Below are 16,156 nucleotides of genomic sequence, written 5' to 3' on the forward strand. Positions count from 1 at the left end.
AAGAAAAAATCACCTAACCCCGTAAAGATTGGGTTTTACTATCGTCTGTAAGTGTAATACCACTCTCCAGAGGATTACGTTATGAATAATGTGAAATTTGCGTTGTATGTGAAAAATCGGCTCAATTGAGTGTTGAACCCGCTGCACTTTTAGTGCAACTGAGCTAAGGTATTAATATGTTCAAGGCCAACGATAGTGCTTGCTGTGTTGCCTGACTTGCATATTTTAATCGATAAAACTAACCAACAATGGGAAGTCATGTTAAAAGCCACTTTAACCAAACTACGGCCTTGGCTAGTTGCCGCCGTGTGTATATTGCCTTTAATGGTACAAGCAAACCCCCGTGCTTCACTGGGCACTAATACCAATGAAATTAGTGATGATGATACCAGTGTCCCGTTTATTGACTTATTTAAGTCGGCTATGCCTTTTGAAGATGCACGCCCTTGGACCACTACGGGAGAGGTGCAATACGATCAATACGGTTGGCCCGCACGTATGGGTGCTGGTGCGCATGCTGGAACTCGCTTTTTAAGTCATATGCCCGCTCAAGCGTTGGTGGCAGGTGATTACACAGTGCTCTATGAAGGTGAGGGTAAACTGCAATATAACGGTGATGTCAAGTTGATTGAAAGCACCGCCGGCATGGACGTGATTCGCCTCGATGCGGGGGCTGATGGTTTATATAATGCCAGTGTACGCATTATGAGCACCAACCCGAATAATTATATTCGTAATCTGAAAATCCTCATGCCCGGTGGTATCTGCCGTAATAATCCCTATCAGCGCGTGAATGATGAGCGTCAGTGTGCACGCGGTCAGTTTATGGCGTTTAATCAATACCCTGACGAAATTATTTATAACCCAGATTTTCTCAATTTTATGAAGGATTTTAGTGCAATCCGCTTCATGAATATGATGGGGGTTACTAATAATGAACAACGACGTTGGCAAGATCGTCCGCGTTTAGAGCAAGCCACTTGGGGGGGTAAGCAAGGTAAACGCGGTGTTCCGGTCGAAATTATGGTGGATTTAGCCAATCGTGCCAATGCTAATCCTTGGTTTACTATGCCGCACGGGGTGGATGATAACTATGTGCGCCAATTTGCCACTTATGTGAAACAAAACCTACGCCCGAATTTAAAAGCCTATGTGGAATACAGTAACGAAACGTGGAATACGATTTTCGTGCAGGGCAATTATGTCCGTGCGGAAGGCTTAAAACTAAAGTTGGATACCAATGCACACCGCGCGGGCTATCGTTTTTATGCGGAGCGTTCGGTGCAAATGTTCAAAATTTGGGAGCAGGTTTTTGGTGGTAAACAACGTTTAGTGCGCGTGGTATCAGGTTGGACAGTGAATCCCAGTGTCACCGAGATTATTTTAGGGCATAAAAATACTTTTGATCAGGTCGATGCGTTTGGTATTGCGCCGTATTTCTTTGGCGGCTTTGATGAGATTCGGGGTATTCGTAATGTCGAAGATGCGTATAGACTTATGACTGACCCGCAGTACCGTTATTCTTTGCCTAAAGTATTGGGTTATATCAGTGATCAGGTAAAGTTAGCGCAAAAGTTTGGCGTGGAGTTAATCGCTTATGAGGGTGGACAAGGTTTAGTCGATTTTAAAAGCTCGACGGATACTCAGCATCCTAATCCTATTTTATATGCAGCGAATCGTGATCCGCGTATGTACAACCTCTATATCCAATTCTTACAAGGCTGGAAAAAAGCCGGTGGGGGATTATTTGCGCATTATTCTGCACCGCGTGCCTATCGTAAGTTCGGTAGTTGGGGAGCCAAAGAGTACAGCGCTCAGCCCGCTGCTCAAGCGCCAAAATATCGTGCATTGTTAAACTTTATGCGTGACAATCCGTGCTGGTGGGCGGGATGTGGTCGCTAAGGCATGCAATGGGATATTTTTTGTACGGTTATCGATAATTATGGCGACGCTGGCGTGTGCTGGCGTCTTGCCCGTCAACTCGCTTTAGAGCATCAGCAATCGGTTAGATTGCTAATAGATCATCTCCCTACACTCGAAACTCTATTAGCTCAACCGATTAGCTCAGACACGTCTGTAGAAGGTGTGCTCATTACCCATTGGGATGATCAAGTACACTATACGGGGGCGCAGGTCGTAATAGAGGCTTTTGCTTGTGAACTCCCTACGAGCTATTTAGTCAGCTTAAAACAGACAACTCCTAAGCCATTATGGATTAATTTAGAGTATCTAACGGCTGAGGAGTGGGTAGAGGGTTGTCATAATCTAGTTTCGCGTCACCCTCAACTAGGTTTGGAAAAAGTATTCTTTTTTCCGGGGTTTACCCCTAAAACGGGCGGGCTATTGAGGGAGCAGCGGTTATTAAGCCAGCGTGATCAAGCTCGTAGTAGTAGCTCACTAAGCGCTTTATTTCCGCAAGTTGACTCTGGTGCTTATGATTTAACCCTATCGTTATTTGCTTATCCTAGTGCCCCAATTGTGGCATTACTAAAAAGTCTAGCCAATGCAAAACAATCAGTGCTTTGTCTAGTGCCAGCGTGTAGAATCGTGCCCCAAATTGAACAGCTTCTAGGGCAGGGTATATTGATTCCCTTTGAGCGCTATCAGTATGGAGCACTGACGGTTCAAGTATTGCCCTTTATGTCCCAAGCGGTTTACGATCAGGTGTTATGGCACTGTGATCTCAATTTTGTTCGAGGGGAAGATTCGTGGGTTCGCGCACAGTGGGCTGCTCGCCCCTTGATATGGCAAGCTTATCCGCAAAGTGATGATGCACACGTAGATAAGCTGGCTGCGTTTATGCAGCGTTATGGAGCACATGCAGATCCCCAATGGTGGGAGGCAATTGAGCGTTTAGGGTGGGCTTGGAATAAGTCGCAACCGGATCAGTTAATGGATACGACTTGGTTGAATTATTTGCCACAGTGGCAACAACACGCCCAATACTGGTGTGAGCAACTAAGTCAACATACTGATCTCGCAACGCAATTAATGCGCCGTGCTCAAGCACACTGCATGAGTTTAAGTTAGATAATATTAGTTAAGATGAGTTGATTCATGAGAACAGCACAAGAAATTCGCGCCGGTCAAGTTATTAGTATTGATGGAGCGCCTTGGGTCGTACAAAAAGCAGAATTTAGTAAATCAGGTCGTAACTCAGCCGTCGTTAAGATGAAACTGAAAAGCCTGTTACAAGGCACTTCGACTGAAACCGTTTATAAAGCCGATGATAAATTTGAAGTCATTATCCTAGATCGTAAAGAAGTCACTTACTCTTACTTTGCCGATCCTTTATATGTGTTCGTGGACGAAAACTATGAGCAATATGAAGTGGAAAAAGACGATTTAGGTGATTCACTCAATTATATCGCTGATGGTATGACTGAAGTGTGTGAAGCGACCTTTTATGATGGCAAAGTCATTTCAATTGAATTACCTAATACCGTAGAGCGCAAAATTGCCTATACCGAACCCGCCGTGCGTGGTGACACCTCTGGTAAGGTAATGAAAGTGGCTCGCTTAGAAAACGGTCATGAATTACAAGTATCGGCTTTCTGCGAAATTGGTGATTCTATTGTGATTGATACTCGCACTGGCGAATATCGTTCACGCGTAAAAGCTTAATCAGTTATTTTATTAGTCCGTCTTCAAGGTTAAAACCACCGTCTTTAGACGGTCAGATTTATCTGCGATACTAGCTGGATGAAGGTTGGCATGAGGTCGTGAGAGATGGAGTATCGGTATGGAAGCCACACCGTCTACCGGATTGAGTATCACTTTGTATTTGTGACGAAATACCGCTATCCGGTACTGAAAGGGGATGTGGGGTTAAAGATACGGGAGTTGATCCGTCAAACCTGTCAAGCCTTTGAGATAGAAATAGTGAAGGGGGTGGTGAGCAAGGATCATGTGCATTTGTTGTTATCGGTGCCACCGGAGCTAGCACCGAGCGAGATCATGCGCCGAATTAAGGGTCGAAGTGCGGCAAAAATCTTTGAAAGCTACCCGGATTTAAGAAAGCGGTATTGGGGACAGCATTTTTGGGCGCGGGGTTATTTTTGTGCGACTTCAGGGGAATTGAGTGCTGAGATGATTAAGGCGTATTTAGAGCATCACTTTGAACCGAGGTTAGAGGATAACTTTAAGACAGAAGGCTAGACGGGTCTATTCGACCCGTATCCGGACTTTAGTCCTTTTAGCGAACCCTTCAGCTTTAGCTGATGGTTGTTAAGTATTGAATATTGAATTAAGCATAAAAAGGCGAGTATCAAACTCGCCTTTTTACAGTTAAGCGCCTTATTTAACCCTCACGCAAGAGCTTGCCTAAATCAATTAATGCCGCATTCGCCCGCGCTACTTGTGACGCCATCACTAATGAATGGTTAGCCAATAAACCATAGCCAGTACCATTTAAAATAATCGGACTCCAGATAAAATCTTGGGTACTTTCAAGCTTATTGATAATTTGTTGAAGACTCACTAAGGCATTTTTTTGCTTTAAAATATCAGCAAAATCAACCTCAATAGCCTTTAATAAATGCAAAATAGCCCAAGTCTGTCCGCGTGCTTGATAAAACACATTATCCACCTGAAAGCGTGGTGTGGTGACAATAATTTCATTGGGATTATCAGGGGCGATTTCAATTTCAGTGGTGGTAGGTAAACCGGTAACGCTCGTAGGGGCATCAGGTGCAGGGTTTTCAGTCTGATTAACTTGAGTATCGGCAGCAAGAGGGTTGGTTTCTTTAACATGACGCAAGCCCACGCTTGCACCCAATGCCATCGAGAGTGAGCCTAATTGCCGTTGTACTTTAGAGAGCCAACTATTGAGATTATCCGAGCGAGCTGAAAAAGTAGCTTCTCCGGTTTGTAAGCGCTGAAGGTAAGCATCAACTGCCTCTACCCCGCCACGATATTGGTTTTCAGCAGGAGGGAGTAGCCAAAGCGTGTGGTCGGTATTAAAACGGGTATGCGCTGTCACTAAGTCGGGATCAGCAGTCGATTGAGATTGTGAGCGGCTAAAATCATCGCGCATCGCTAACGAAAAATCACGTACTTGAGTCAGCACGCCAAACTCCCAATTAGGCATATTATCCATGACTATACCGGGTACGGAGACATCGTTGCTCAGATAGCCACCGTGTTTATCTAATAAAGTGCTAGCCACCCGCGAATAAGTGGCGGCGGTAATCACGCCCGGTTTTAAGGGTTCATTAGGGGCAATATTCAGAGTTTGATAGGCGTTTTCGCGCACATCAAAAGCGCGAGGCTCGTAACTCCAATACAGCATTAGTACCACTTGGGCAATAATAAAAAGAACGACTAAAATTTTGACAGTCCAGCGCCAGCCTTTCTCACGCCAAAATGATACGGTCATGGGTTTAGCTAGTTTAGCAGAGGTACTTGTCACAGTATGGTTAAGATCCATAGTTATCCAAACTCCCTATTTGTTGATTATTTTAGTCAACTATGGGTGCGAGTCTGGTTTTTTTCAATTAACTACTCATGAATGACCTATTTACATCAAGGGAATGACATAAATCTGTGTTATGTTAACCCCGCAGTTTTGTGATACTGCGATGGTAAGTTAAGCGCAGGAGTAACTATGTATCCGTGGTTTCGATTTTTCGTAGCGATGTATAAAGCTAGATCCGCTCCGCCTTTGGCAATCTCAGACACCTGTGTGATTCCCTTGCGTGTAGGTCTGACCGATAGTGATATTTTTGGTGAGATGAATAATGGGCGGCATTTAACCCTGTTTGATATTGGGCGTTTTGTGTTTGCAGTGCGGACTGGTTTGTGGAAAGAGGTTAAGCGCAATCGTTGGGGCTTTGTAGTTGCAGGCAGCAGCGTGCGTTATCGCAAACGCTTACATCCGAGGCAACGTTTTGAACAGCATACTCAAGTATTAGGTTATGATGAGAAGTGGTTTTATTTCCAGCAGACTCACCAACGCGAGGGTGTTTGGCATGCGTCTGCCCTGATTCGTGCCGCCGTGGTGAGTAAGGGAAAATTAATTCCCACTCAAACCATTTTAGCCACTATGCAGCAAACCCAATGGCAACCCGCATTACCCGATTGGGTAAAAGCATGGAGTGAGGCAGATGCACTGCGTCCTTGGCCGGATATTTAAGGAAATTCCATCACTACCCCAGCCTTAAGTAATTGGGTAGTGGCTGCGCTGCCTTGGCTCAACCATAAATCCCCTTGTCCGTGTTCATAACTTTGGCTCACATTGAAATATAAAGTATCACCTTCCGTATCGATCAGTTGCAGGTTTACGCCTGCTGGAAATACTTTAATGGGTTGCGCCTGTTCTTTATTTTCTTCTAGAAACCATAATTCTTCATGATCTTGGACGCGCACTTGGAAAAAGACACCTAATGTGCTTGAGCGTGCATTAATCTCAATAGTGGGGTCTGAGCCTAATTGTATAGGTAATAAATGCATTTTTTTATTATTAAAGTCGATAAGATAAAACTTCGTAGCTTCACCCGTGGGTTGATGCTTGAAATATATTTGATTTAAGGTGGGAAGTAATACTCCATTAGCTAAGCCATTAAAATAAAAGCCGTCCATTAATAAAGTGGCTTGTTTTTTATCAATAGGATCCAGCCATAAACTAAGATTAGACGTAGTGTTATCAATAGGATTTAATAAGGCTACTAGACCCTGTGGCGTCGCTAATAAATAATGAGGATTTATAGGTGTAGTGCTAGGCATTAAAGTACTAATCCCCTTATTAGCCTCCCAATGCATTAATTGATGGTCATAACTATAATCCGGTTTGGATATGCTATGTGCTATATAAATACCGCTTAGACTTGGGTAAATAAAGGCTAGCCCTTTACCGATCTTATAAAGTTGGGTGGCTTTATCTTTATCTGCTTGCCAGAGTGAAATGGTTTCATCACTGTCATGAGTAAGAAAATATAAGTGATTATTGTATACAGTGCTATTATAAACTCCAGTTTTTAGTGTTTCATTAGCAGGTAGATTAATAGGCTGTGCGCTAGTGGTATTGGCTGCACTGAACCATAACTGAGAGCCTAATTTAAAATACCAACCTTGAGCCGTTTTTTGTAAGTCTCTAAGGTCGGCACTCGCGGGCTGAGTATTAATATCTTTTAATAATTTAGTTTGTTTAGGATGAGTAGTGACCACCCAAGGTTCAATACCTGTTTTAGCGTCTTGATGGCTCACTAGCCAACTAGGCAGATTAGTGGGAAGGGCTAAGGTATTGACTAGGGCACTGACTGGCCAAGGTTGTGGTTCCCAGTCAACTCGTAGCGGTTCATTACCAAAAGCTTTAGTACCTGCTAGAGTACCATCGGTTTGAAAGCGTTGCTTGCCACTAATGAAATATAAGAGTTTACCCTGATCATTAGGGGCAGGGCGCAATAAATAAGGATCAGCAAATTCACCTAAGAGCATAGGTTGTGTGGGCTGAGATTTAGATATACTCCAGAGTTTAGAAAATTCGCGCCCTTTTTCTGAAAAAGTAGGGAAAATTAAATAGTCTCCGCGTATGACATAAGCACTCGGTATATCAAACCAAGAATCACCCGCACCTCCAGCATAATAACCTTCCGCCGTTTCTAAGAGTTTTTTAGTGCCCTTAGCCGTTCCATCTGTGAGCCATAATTGGTTAGGTCTGACCCCATCTTTAGTAAAAAAATAAAGCTGATCGGCAAAATTAAATAACTCAGGTCGAGCTTTATATTCACGATTAGGATTAGGCAGCTTAACCAGTTTTTCGCTTTTTTTATTAGCTAAGTCTATGACCCATAATTCGCTCGAATCATTTTGATCAAAAAATTCAAACCAAATATATAAACGATCATGCCAAAAGCGGGCGCTAGTTATCCCCGCATCTGCGGTCTCAATAGAGGGTTTGGGAAGCTGATAGATTAATTCAGTGGTTTTTTGATTAAGATCAAAACGCCATACGGCTGGCATTGTACCGTAGGTATTGCTTAAAGTATAAATCAGTGAGTGTTCATTAGCCGCTAATAGATAAATACTTTGATCAATAGAGAAGTTATAGAGTTTAGTGGTCTTAATGCCATCCGTAACCCATAAGGTTTGAGTAGTAGGTTTTCCATAACTGGTATTTTGGTCTGGACTAATAAAATAGAGTAAGTTATTAGCTACCATAGCGCTGATATAAAATCCATAATCAGCGTTATGGTTTTCTAGTGTGGTATCAATGAATAATTGTGTGCCCGTAGCAGTACCATCCGTCCGCCATAACTGATCCTCAGCCTAAAATAATTGATACGCACCTAGACTATAAAAGGTGGGATCAGTATGGAGCGCTGATTCAGCGGCTTTAATAGGGAAGGTTTTCAGTATTTCAGTACGTTCAGGTGTGCCATCTGTGGTAGTCAAAGATAAGGTTTGCGGGGTACGACTCCAAAATAGTAAATGTTGTTTATGTTGGATAGAAGGAGTGCCCATAAAGTCAGTGCTGCTAGGCATACCACTTTCAGCGCCTTTTACTAATTCTTTGAGTAATTGTGTGCCTTGGGGAGTACCATCGGTGCGCCACAGTTCATAGCCCGTTTCTAGCGTGTGTGCCGCAAAAATGCCCCATTGACCTATTGAACCTACAGGATAAGGTTTGGAATTACCATTAGGGGTATTAACCAAATAGGTAAGGATTTTAGTATGTTGCGGGGTATTATCGGTTTGCCATAGCTGTGTGCCAAGCGCGGGAGTTGTACCTGCAAATAAGAGAGAAGGTGGGGAATCTGCTAAACTAATTCCAGTCACTAATAACAGTAATGCTGCAAGATATAAACGCATAACACACCCCTCTAGCCCTAAAACATGAATCACTTTACTGATCAGTATAGATTAACAAGGCTAAACTGAGCTAGGTGACTTATTTACCTTTTGAAATACATTTCAAAATACCTTGTTTTAGTTAATTCCTGTTTTTTAGGGTCTACGTAGCATAGTGACACCTTGTTTGATTTCACGAGTAGAGTTTGGTGTTCCTTCACTTGACCATAAAGCATCAGTGTCTGAAGTTTTTTGAGTATTGCTTCTGACATTAAAATATAAGGTATTATTGATAACTTGAATGGGTTTTAGTTCTACCTCTGTTGGGAAGGTTTTGAGTAAAGTCATTTGTTCGGTAGTCTCAGGGAGAAACCATAACTCATTGCCCTTATTCTCAAGACTGGCGCTAATAAATAATCCTTGAGGACTAGCGAGTATGGTAAAATCATAAGCGGTATTCTCACCAAAGGTTAATTTAATCGGTTGAAGCTTTTGGTTTTTAAAATCGATACGATGTAAGTAGGAAAGATCATCAGCTTGAGAGTCTACATGCTTGGAGTAGACTTGATGTTGAGTGGGTAATATAAAATCCTTGGATAAAGTAAGCGCATCGTCAATCATGGCTTCGCTGCTCAGTAAAATATCGGGTTTATTATTAGTGGGGCGCAGCCATAAAGTCGGTAACATAGCCTCTTCATCTTTCATCACATTAAGAGGATGGTCGAGAACATAGACTATTCCATCAGGCGTTTCTAGTAAGTAATCCATACGTTTTTGAGGGTGGCTCATGACAGGAGTGAGTGTTTCGTTTTGCCATTTGGATAGCTCATAGCCGCCTTTTTTGGGATAAGACAGGATATATAAACCCTGTTGGCTTGGAAATATTCTTACCTTTTTGCCCTCTAAGTTTATATTTAAACGCTTAGCTTGCCCTTTTTCGGCTTGCCAGAGTGAAAAAAGCTGCTGGTCGTTTTGAGTGAGAAAATAGAAGACCTTGCCTTTTTGAGTGCTGACATAGAAATCTAAGGGTAGCTTTTCGTTTTCATTAATACCATTAACCGGATGAGTATTAGTACTCGTACCATCACTAAACCACCACTGATCTTCTAAAGAAAAATACCAGTCACCTTGCGCTGATTGTAAAGCGCCTAATCTACTGGGCGCTGGGTGAGTATTAATATCTTTTAATAATTGATTGGTTTTAGGCGCAGTAGTGATTAACCAAGGCTCAGCACCAACTTTTATATCTTGGTATTTAGCTAACCAACTAGGTGGGTTAGTGGGTAAAGCTAATAGGTTGTCAATAGAGGGTGAAATATCGGTGAGAAAAGCCTCTTTACCGGATGACGCATTCTGATATTTAATTAACCATCTTGGTGGGGGAAGTTTAGAGTAGTCTGTTATATTGTCAGTGGGTAGTCTATTTTCATGCATTAAAGGTTCAGTACCCAGTGTTTTAGTACCGAGTTTTGTACCATCGGTTTGAAAACGTTGTTTATCACTGATGAAATACAGGAGTTTATCATTATCACTAAGGGCAGGACGTAATAAATAAGGATTAGCGAATTCACCTAATAATACAGGCTTAGTAGGGTTAGTTTGACTAATACTCCACAGCTGCGCAAACTCTCCTCCTTTGGCTGAAAAAGTAGGGAAAATTAAGTAGTCGCCTCTAATAACATAAGGAGTAGGTAAGTCAGACCAAGCTTGCCCTATAAATAAGTCTTTGCCATTTTCGGGTGAGTCCACTAATTTTTGTGTGCCTTGAGTAGTTCCATCGGTAAGCCATAATTGACTAGGACGTGATCCATCCATCATAAAGAAGTAGAGCCGCTTGGCAAACAGGAAAAAGCGTGGGTTATTGGTGTGCTCAGGGGAGGGATCTATTAGAGAAATAACTTTTTTAATAGTATGAGTAGTCAAATCGACTTGCCATAATTGGTTATGATGCTCATCTATTGTCCATAAATATAAAGCATCCTCCCAAAATTGTGCTTCTTGAATAGTTACATTCATAGCATCAACAGGGGCTTGCTGAGATGTTTTTAAAGACTGGACTTTTCGTGTAGCTAAATTAAAAAGTTCCAAAGGAGGAAAAGCAGTGTTGTTACTAAAATAACCGAGTCTGTAGATAATATAGTGAGAATTGGCGGCTATGAGTTGAGCAGGGGCGATTTTTGGCTCAGTAAATGTATAAAGACGTTCCGTTTTATTACCATCAGTCGCCCATAAACTTTGAGTGACTTTATCTTCATAATGACCGAGTGTATCAAGACTCATAAAATAGAGTGTTGTGCCATTAGTCACTGCTTTAGGTTCAAAAGAGCGCGGCTCGGTGATATTCGGTAGCTCTTTGGTAGCGTCCACGACTAATTGAGTACCTGCATGAGTACCATCGGTGCGCCACAGTTCTACACCTTGCTTGCCATCATCGCTCCAAAAAAATTGATAATTGCCTAAGGCATAAAAAACACGATTAAGACGCTCATTATTTTCATTTAGGGGAAATGTTTGAATAATCTGAGTGTTATCTGGCGTGCCATCGGTACTGATTAAAATTAAATTATTATCATTAGACCCCCAAAATAGCAGGCGGTTATTCACAGTAACCGCGCTAGCTCGATTTAGTAGTGGAAAATCCAAACTACTTTGGGTTCCTGCAACTAAATCTTTAAGTAGCGTTGTACCTTGAGGTGTGCCATCGGTGCGCCAGAGTTCCGTTCCGGTTTCAGGGCTGAAAGCAGCAAAAATACCCCATTTCCCTAGACTACCTAAAGGGTAGGGATAAGAGCTGGCATTAGGGGTTTGAGTAAGATAGGTCAGCACCTGTGTCTGTTGCGCGGTATGATCTGTTTTCCACAGTTGCTCGCCTGTCATGGAATCATCACCGACAAACAAAATAGGTTCAGCCGCTTGAACGCATAGGGGCGCACTCAGGAGTAGAGTACAAAGCAGTTTGATTAGTAAATGCATCGTGTATCTCCCCTAGCCTTGAGGTTGCAGTGTGGTTAATAAAGAGTATAGGTCAGATTTTAATTACCGGAGTAGTACCAAGTAATTGAACAAAAGTGCTTGAATATTACTAATCCTGCGCGTGGCTTGGTTTAATTCTTGCTTGAAAACTAGAGTATTCTTATAGTTACTCACTTGACTTAGTAGTCAAATTTTATGTTCTCACTACTCTAAGGATTGCCACTTATGCGCATTGCTAAGCTGAATCAACTGCCTGCCGCTCAATTGACAACCGCCTTTACTCAATGTTGTGTGGCACAGCGTTGGGTGAGCCAAATGGTGCAATCCTTGCCTTTTGTGAGTGAAGCACAGCTCTTTGAAAAAGCCGATACTATTTGGGCAGCATTAGACGAGGCGGATTATTTAGAGGCGTTTGAGGGGCATCCCAAAATTGGTGATGTCAGTTCCTTAAAACAAAAATATGCTAATACCAAAGCGCTAGCCTCCGGTGAGCAGTCCAGTGTCAATCAAGCCAGTGATGAGGTACTGCAACGCCTCGCAGCAGGCAATCACGCCTATGAAGCTAAATTTGGTTTTATTTTTATTGTGTGTGCTACGGGCAAAAGTGCAGCCGAAATGTTAGCGTTACTGGAGGCGCGTTTGCCTAATGAGCGTACCATTGAGGTACAAAATGCAGCAGAAGAGCAACGCAAAATTACCCGCATTCGTTTAGAAAAATTACTCAACTCCTTGGAGGTCGCATGAGCCAAATTACTACGCATATTTTAGACACGGCACTCGGCAAACCCGCTCAAGGGGTCAGTGTGCGTTTAAGTCTGTGGGAGGCGGGACAATGGCAAGTACTCGCCCAAGGCGTAACCAATAGCGATGGTCGAGTGGTGGGGTTACTGCCTAATGAGCAAATACTTGCCGCAGGGCGCTATCAAATGCACTTTGCTTTAGAATGCTACTTGCAAAGCATGCAACAACCTATTTTTTACCCCTATGCTGAAATTGTGTTTCAGATTACCGGTGAGGGTCAACATTACCATATTCCTTTGCTCTTGAGTCCGTTTGGTTATTCCACTTATCGAGGCAGTTAAGATGCACACTACTGGCGCATGGCGAGGTAAAGTACTGCATTTTGTGGCAGACCCGACTGAGGTAGGTGAACAAGCGTGGCAGTACTGGGAGGATGGACTGCTGTGGGTCGAGGCAGGGCGGGTCAAACAAGTAGGTAATGCCGCTGATTTACTGCCCAACTTTCCTAGTACACTCAGCATACAACATTATCCTGATTATTTTATTCTCCCCGGATTTATCGATACCCATATTCACTATCCTCAGACCGAAATGGTGGCGGCGTTTGGCACACAATTATTAGAATGGCTCAATACCTATACTTTTCCGGTCGAAAGCCAATTTAAAGATGAAGCGTATGCGGCTGAAATAGCCAAGTTTTTTCTACAAGAATTATTACGCAATGGCACCACTACCGCTTTAGTATTCGGTACGGTGCATCCACAATCGGTCGATGCATTTTTTAAAGCAGCCCTTGCGCTTAATCTGCGTATGATTGCGGGAAAAGTCATGATGGATCGTCATGCACCTGACTACTTAATTGATACGCCGGAAAGTAGTTATACCGACTCTAAAGCTCTGATTGAACGTTGGCATCAGATCGGGCGCTTGCAATATGCCGTCACCCCGCGTTTTGCTCCTACCAGTACGCCAGAGCAATTAGCGAAAGCGGCGCAATTATTGCAGGAATACCCTGATGTTTATCTGCATACTCATTTATCTGAGAATGTGAATGAAATTGCTTGGGTAAAAGAGCTATTTCCCGCAGCCAGTAGCTATACCGATGTTTACCACCAAGCGGGACTCACAGTGAAACGCAGTGTTTTTGCGCATGGGGTACATTTAAGTGCGGATGAATGTGAGTGTTTAGCGACTACTCAATCAGGCATTGCGCATTGCCCTACCTCGAATCAGTTTTTAGGCTCAGGCACTATGGATTTAAGCCAATTAGAGCGCTTTAAAATCAAGGTGGGTTTAGGCACGGATATAGGGGGCGGAACGAGTTTTTCTATGTTTAAAACGATGGCGAGTGCCTATGAAGTGCAGCAAGCACGAGGACGTAGTTTAGACCCGTTCAAGGCTTTGTATTTAGCTACCTTAGGCGGGTCAAAAGTGCTGGATTTAGTAGGAACGGTGGGTAATTTTAGTATTGGTAATGAAGCCGATTTTATTTTAGTTGACCCTAAAGCCACACCTTTATTAAAGCTGCGTAGTGAGCATTGTAAAACACTTAAAGAACAGTTATTTGTTTTAAATACCTTAGGCGATGATCGTTGTATTGCAGCGACTTATAGCATGGGACAATTAGTGCATCAACGGGAGGCATAAATGGAAACCTATTTATATGAATGGCTCAATTTTGTGGTGCGCTTTTTACATTTAATTACGGGTATTGCATGGATTGGTGCGTCGTTTTATTTCGTGTGGCTGGATAATAGTTTACGCGAGCCACCACAATGGAAAAAAGATAAGGGTATTAAAGGTGATTTATGGGCGATTCATGGCGGCGGATTTTATGAGGTAGCGAAGTATTCTTTAGGCCCTGAGCAAATGCCCAAGACCTTACATTGGTTTAAATGGGAGGCTTATACCACCGGAATTACCGGATTTATCTTATTAGCTTTACTGTATTATGTGGGAGCATCGAGCTATACCATTGACCCCGCTAAAATGGCTCTGACACAATGGCAAGCGATTGCTATTGGAGTCGGGGCTATAGCCTTATTTATTCTTATTTATGAGGTATTATGTCGCACACCTTTGGTAGAAAAGAACTTACAGTTTGGTTTAGTGATTTTAGCCATTTTGACAGTGTTAGCGTTTGGCTTAGATCAGCTCATTAGCTCGCGTGCTATGTATATTCATATTGGAGCGATGATTGGTTTGGCGATGGTCTTTAATGTGTTTACTACTATTATGCCCTCGCAACGTAAAATGGTTGCAGCAGTAAGTCATGGTCAACAGCCTGATCCAATTTGGGGGCATAAAGCTAAATTACGTTCAGTCCATAATAACTATGCTACCTTGCCCGTTATTTTAATCATGATTAGTAATCATTATCCGATAACTTATGGTCATCATTATGGTTGGTTAATTTTAAGTGCTCTGATTGCTATTACTGCCTATGCACGACATTTCTTTAATTTAAAGCATCATGAGATTATTAAGCCCGCTATTTTAATCGGCGCATTAGTAGCTTTTGCTACCCTGATTTGGGTGTTTGCACCTAAAGCTATTAAAACTGAAAATAAAGCGGTAACGACATCGCAAATTATGCCGATTGTGCAAAGTCGTTGTTTGCAATGTCATGCGGCCCAGCCTACCGATGATGTGTTTAAAACGGCTCAAGCAGGGGTCATGTATGACACGGAGGCACAGGTTTTAGCCAAAGCTGAGCGTATTTATGCCCGTGCGGTGGTATCCAAAGATATGCCGTTTATGAATAAAACTCAGATCACGGATGAGGAGCGGCAATTAATAGCGCAATGGTATCAGGGATTGAAGAAATAGAAGATCAAGTTGAAGGTTTCTTACTAAACTATAAAACCTATGTGTTATTTAATGTACAGAGTTTTTTGTAAGGAACTATTATGAAGCGATCATTTATAAAAGCGTTTTGCTTTGCCTTATTAGCGAGCAGTCTATTGTCAACTGTAAAAGCTGCTTCCGAGCCGATAAGCGCAAGTACCACTCGTTCTAGCTTACGCGTGGTAGGGAATACCTTATATTTTTTAAATGCACCACCTGATAAGATCAAACCCCGTCAGTTTAAAGATCAAAAAGCGATTAATACTCACTACACCGCTTTATTAGCCGCGATTAAAAAGCGCAATGCTGTGCAAGATGCTCGCTCCGCTTTTAAGCAGGGGATGCGGTATTTTTTCACCAGTAATGGAAGAACTGCGGCTCAAAATCAGAGGGGAAATCCTTTAGGCTTAAATACTCCAGAAATGGCAAAACTGTGCCCTAGAGCTGTGTCAACTCTTAAGTGGCTAGAGGGCTATAAGTTTGGAGAGAATTATGGTGAGTGTTTATCTAATAGTAGTAGTGCGTGTCGTAATTATATATTTTATGTAGAGGCTTATATACTACCTTGGAACAAAGAAATGTCGCGTTTATGTAAGGGCGGTAAGTAAGCCCATCGACTAGATTTAATTAAATCACTTATACTATTCCTATAGTCCATTATAGGAATAGTATAGAAGTGCTGCCCCGCCAATTAAGCACGAGACCCAGAGAAATTCACCGACTGAACTACCTTGGCTAGTTTATGGGGGTGAAGAGAGCTATGTACGCAGTGGGGTGAAAGTATTAGGATGGCGTGAGCTGGCTAATT

General features: G+C 42.5%; 14 protein-coding genes. 10 read left to right on the top strand and 4 right to left on the bottom strand.

The genetic code is table 11. The features are described from left to right. Positions 1-195 precede the first annotated feature (195 nt). The 4 genes from IPL34_RS14320 (at position 196) to tnpA (ending at position 4,158) form a co-directional block, all read left to right on the top strand. A complete protein-coding gene (locus tag IPL34_RS14320; protein WP_296842128.1) occupies positions 196-1,902 on the top strand; it encodes a hypothetical protein in 1,707 nt (568 codons plus the stop codon). A gap of 3 nt (positions 1,903-1,905) precedes the next feature. After that, positions 1,906-3,030, top strand: a complete 1,125-nt coding sequence (gene earP, locus IPL34_RS14325; RefSeq protein ID WP_296842129.1) for an elongation factor P maturation arginine rhamnosyltransferase EarP — start codon at positions 1,906-1,908, stop codon at positions 3,028-3,030. A 27-nt stretch (positions 3,031-3,057) separates the two neighbouring features. Further along, entirely contained in the window at positions 3,058-3,624 is a 567-nt protein-coding gene (gene efp, locus IPL34_RS14330; protein WP_296842130.1) for an elongation factor P, read from the top strand. A gap of 105 nt (positions 3,625-3,729) precedes the next feature. Next, positions 3,730-4,158: an IS200/IS605 family transposase gene (gene tnpA / locus IPL34_RS14335; protein WP_296839491.1), complete on the top strand. Its 429-nt coding sequence runs from the start codon at positions 3,730-3,732 to the stop codon at positions 4,156-4,158. Positions 4,159-4,300: 142 nt separating this feature from the next. Here tnpA and IPL34_RS14340 read toward each other — a convergent pair whose 3' ends face one another. Next, positions 4,301-5,428: a DUF2333 family protein gene (locus IPL34_RS14340; RefSeq protein WP_296842131.1), complete on the bottom strand. Its 1,128-nt coding sequence runs from the start codon at positions 5,426-5,428 to the stop codon at positions 4,301-4,303. Positions 5,429-5,605: 177 nt separating this feature from the next. Here IPL34_RS14340 and IPL34_RS14345 point away from each other — a divergent pair, with 177 nt between their 5' ends. Further along, complete coding sequence (locus IPL34_RS14345; protein WP_296842132.1) at positions 5,606-6,133, top strand: thioesterase family protein; 528 nt, start codon at positions 5,606-5,608, stop codon at positions 6,131-6,133. Here IPL34_RS14345 and IPL34_RS14350 read toward each other — a convergent pair. The 3 genes from IPL34_RS14350 to IPL34_RS14360 all read right to left on the bottom strand — a co-directional run bounded on the left by IPL34_RS14350 (position 6,130) and on the right by IPL34_RS14360 (position 11,760). Continuing rightward, positions 6,130-8,157, bottom strand: a complete 2,028-nt coding sequence (locus IPL34_RS14350) for a hypothetical protein (RefSeq protein WP_296842133.1) — start codon at positions 8,155-8,157, stop codon at positions 6,130-6,132. The two genes, IPL34_RS14345 and IPL34_RS14350, sit on opposite strands and share 4 nt — an antisense overlap. Positions 8,158-8,265: 108 nt before the next feature. Further along, entirely contained in the window at positions 8,266-8,808 is a 543-nt protein-coding gene (locus IPL34_RS14355; protein WP_296842134.1) for a hypothetical protein, read from the bottom strand. 135 nt (positions 8,809-8,943) lie between these two features. Continuing rightward, a complete protein-coding gene (locus IPL34_RS14360; RefSeq protein WP_296842135.1) occupies positions 8,944-11,760 on the bottom strand; it encodes a hypothetical protein in 2,817 nt (938 codons plus the stop codon). Between the two features lie 225 nt (positions 11,761-11,985). Here IPL34_RS14360 and uraD point away from each other — a divergent pair, with 225 nt between their 5' ends. The 5 genes from uraD (at position 11,986) to IPL34_RS14385 (ending at position 15,956) form a co-directional block, all read left to right on the top strand. After that, positions 11,986-12,504, top strand: a complete 519-nt coding sequence (uraD, locus tag IPL34_RS14365; RefSeq protein ID WP_296842136.1) for a 2-oxo-4-hydroxy-4-carboxy-5-ureidoimidazoline decarboxylase — start codon at positions 11,986-11,988, stop codon at positions 12,502-12,504. Beyond that, on the top strand, positions 12,501-12,842 hold the full coding sequence (gene uraH / locus IPL34_RS14370; RefSeq protein ID WP_296842137.1) for a hydroxyisourate hydrolase: 342 nt from the start codon (positions 12,501-12,503) through the stop codon (positions 12,840-12,842). The genes uraD and uraH overlap by 4 nt, the downstream gene beginning before the upstream one ends. Before the next feature lies 1 nt (position 12,843). After that, the gene (gene guaD, locus IPL34_RS14375) at positions 12,844-14,148 is read left to right on the top strand and encodes a guanine deaminase (RefSeq protein ID WP_296842138.1); all 1,305 of its coding nucleotides are present in this window, start codon (positions 12,844-12,846) and stop codon (positions 14,146-14,148) included. Then, positions 14,149-15,330, top strand: a complete 1,182-nt coding sequence (locus tag IPL34_RS14380) for a urate hydroxylase PuuD (protein WP_296842139.1) — start codon at positions 14,149-14,151, stop codon at positions 15,328-15,330. Positions 15,331-15,410: 80 nt separating this feature from the next. After that, positions 15,411-15,956, top strand: a complete 546-nt coding sequence (locus tag IPL34_RS14385) for a hypothetical protein (RefSeq protein ID WP_296842140.1) — start codon at positions 15,411-15,413, stop codon at positions 15,954-15,956. Positions 15,957-16,156 lie beyond the last annotated feature (200 nt).

Origin of the sequence: Thiofilum sp., assembly GCF_016711335.1 — a bacterium.
Classification (GTDB): Bacteria; Pseudomonadota; Gammaproteobacteria; order Thiotrichales; family Thiotrichaceae; genus Thiofilum.

Bases quoted from the DNA above. Each gene is read 5' to 3' on its own strand.
- IPL34_RS14385 (WP_296842140.1), top strand. From the start codon at position 15,411: ATGAAGCGATCATTTATAAAAGCGTTTTGCTTTGCCTTATTAGCGAGC.
- earP (WP_296842129.1), top strand. From the start codon at position 1,906: ATGCAATGGGATATTTTTTGTACGGTTATCGATAATTATGGCGACGCT.
- uraD (WP_296842136.1), top strand. From the start codon at position 11,986: ATGCGCATTGCTAAGCTGAATCAACTGCCTGCCGCTCAATTGACAACC.
- IPL34_RS14360 (WP_296842135.1), bottom strand. From the start codon at position 11,760: ATGCATTTACTAATCAAACTGCTTTGTACTCTACTCCTGAGTGCGCCC.
- guaD (WP_296842138.1), top strand. From the start codon at position 12,844: ATGCACACTACTGGCGCATGGCGAGGTAAAGTACTGCATTTTGTGGCA.
- tnpA (WP_296839491.1), top strand. From the start codon at position 3,730: ATGGAGTATCGGTATGGAAGCCACACCGTCTACCGGATTGAGTATCAC.
- IPL34_RS14380 (WP_296842139.1), top strand. From the start codon at position 14,149: ATGGAAACCTATTTATATGAATGGCTCAATTTTGTGGTGCGCTTTTTA.
- uraH (WP_296842137.1), top strand. From the start codon at position 12,501: ATGAGCCAAATTACTACGCATATTTTAGACACGGCACTCGGCAAACCC.
- IPL34_RS14345 (WP_296842132.1), top strand. From the start codon at position 5,606: ATGTATCCGTGGTTTCGATTTTTCGTAGCGATGTATAAAGCTAGATCC.
- IPL34_RS14355 (WP_296842134.1), bottom strand. From the start codon at position 8,808: ATGCGTTTATATCTTGCAGCATTACTGTTATTAGTGACTGGAATTAGT.
- IPL34_RS14350 (WP_296842133.1), bottom strand. From the start codon at position 8,157: ATGGTAGCTAATAACTTACTCTATTTTATTAGTCCAGACCAAAATACC.
- efp (WP_296842130.1), top strand. From the start codon at position 3,058: ATGAGAACAGCACAAGAAATTCGCGCCGGTCAAGTTATTAGTATTGAT.
- IPL34_RS14340 (WP_296842131.1), bottom strand. From the start codon at position 5,428: ATGGATCTTAACCATACTGTGACAAGTACCTCTGCTAAACTAGCTAAA.